The sequence below is a fragment of the Pseudomonas sp. NPDC087346 genome (assembly GCF_044744235.1).
In the GTDB taxonomy this organism is placed as follows: Bacteria; Pseudomonadota; Gammaproteobacteria; order Pseudomonadales; family Pseudomonadaceae; genus Aquipseudomonas.
Genome location: NZ_JBIUXX010000031.1, coordinates 1 through 2,013, shown reverse-complemented (window position 1 = coordinate 2,013; position 2,013 = coordinate 1). Strand labels below are relative to the sequence as shown.

Here is a 2,013-nt window from a genome sequence, read left to right as displayed (position 1 = left end):
ATGAAAGCGCAAGTCAGCGGCCTTTAAAACAAAATCGCCTAAGTCTATGATGTAAAGCGCTACTACGGTGGCTGCGAGCACGTCGATAAAGTCGAAGCGCTGGCCATCGAACGCGCCAAGCAACTGTTCGGCGCCGATTACGCCAACGTCCAGCCGCACTCCGGTTCTTCCGCCAACAGCGCGGTGTACCTGGCGCTGATCAACGCGGGCGACACCATTCTCGGCATGAGCCTGGCCCACGGCGGTCACCTGACCCACGGCGCCAAAGTGTCGTCCTCGGGCAAGTTGTACAACGCCGTGCAGTACGGAATCGACACCAGGACCGGGCTGATCGATTACGACGAAGTCGAGCGTCTGGCGGTCGAGTGCCAACCAAAAATGATCGTTGCCGGTTTCTCGGCTTACTCCAAGACTCTCGACTTCCCGCGTTTCCGCCAGATCGCCGACAAGGTCGGGGCGCTGCTGTTCGTCGACATGGCCCACGTCGCCGGTCTGGTCGCCGCCGGTCTGTACCCGAACCCACTGCCGTACGCCGACGTGGTCACCACCACCACGCACAAGACCCTGCGCGGTCCACGTGGCGGGCTGATCCTGGCCAAGTCCAATGAAGAGATCGAAAAGAAGCTCAACTCCGCCGTATTCCCCGGCGCTCAGGGCGGCCCGCTGATGCACGTCATCGCCGGCAAAGCCGTGTGCTTCAAGGAAGCACTGGAACCGGGCTTCAAGGCCTATCAACAACAAGTGATCGACAACGCCCAGGCGATGGCGAGCGTGTTTATCAAACGTGGCTACGATGTAGTGTCCGGCGGCACCGACAACCACCTGTTCCTGGTCAGCCTGATCCGTCAGGGCCTGACCGGCAAAGACGCCGACGCCGCCCTTGGCCGTGCGCACATCACCGTCAACAAGAACGCCGTACCGAACGACCCGCAGTCGCCATTCGTGACTTCCGGTCTGCGCATCGGCACCCCGGCAGTGACTACGCGCGGCTTCAAGGTTACCCAGTGCGTGACGCTGGCCGGCTGGATCTGCGACATCCTCGATAACCTCGGCGATGCCGATGTCGAGGCGAATGTCGCCCAGCAGGTTTCGGCTCTGTGCGCAGATTTCCCGGTTTATCGCTGAGTGCGGTTTTGGAGTAAATGACTATGCAACGCTATTCGGGCTTCGGCCTCTTCAAGCACTCCCTCAGCCATCACGAAAACTGGCAGAAAATGTGGCGCACGCCGACCCCGAAAAAGGTCTACGACGTGGTCATCGTCGGCGGCGGCGGGCACGGTCTGGCGACGGCTTATTACCTTGCCAAAGAACACGGCATCACCAACGTCGCAGTGGTCGAGAAGGGCTGGCTGGGTGGCGGTAACACCGCGCGCAACACCACCATCGTCCGCTCCAACTACCTGTGGGACGAGTCGGCGCACCTCTACGAACACGCGATGAAATTGTGGGAAGGCCTGTCGCAGGATCTGAACTACAACGTGATGTTCTCCCAGCGTGGCGTCTACAACCTGTGCCACACCTTGCAGGACATCCGTGATTCCGAGCGTCGGGTCAGCGCCAACCGCCTCAACGGCGTCGATGGCGAGTTGCTCAACGCTCAACAGGTTGCCGACGAGATCCCGTACCTCGACTGCTCGAAAAACACCCGCTACCCGGTGATGGGTGCGACCGTTCAGCGTCGCGGTGGCGTTGCTCGTCACGATGCCGTGGCCTGGGGTTTCGCGCGTGCCGCCGACGCCCTCGGCGTGGACTTGATCCAGCAGACCGAAGTGATCGGTTTCCGCAAGGAAAACGGCGTGTGCATCGGTGTTGAAACCAACAAGGGCTTCATCGGCGCCAAGCGCGTCGGCGTGGTGACTGCCGGTAACTCCGGGCACATGGCCAAACTGGCCGGTTTCCGTCTGCCGATCGAATCCCACCCGCTGCAAGCGCTTGTGTCCGAGCCGATCAAACCGATTATCGACAGCGTGATCATGTCCAACGCCGTGCACGGACACAAGCGCTTGCAGCGGG

The 2,013-nt window shown here is 61.2% G+C and carries 1 protein-coding gene and 1 pseudogene; both read left to right on the top strand.

Translation table 11 applies throughout. From position 1 onward, the window contains the following. Window positions 1-1,125 (top strand): annotated as a pseudogene (gene glyA / locus ACIOZM_RS18570) (serine hydroxymethyltransferase); the annotation flags it as partial. A gap of 23 nt (window positions 1,126-1,148) precedes the next feature. Next, the coding region (locus ACIOZM_RS18565) for an FAD-dependent oxidoreductase (protein ID WP_401216256.1) at window positions 1,149-2,013 on the top strand (865 nt) is incomplete at its 3' end.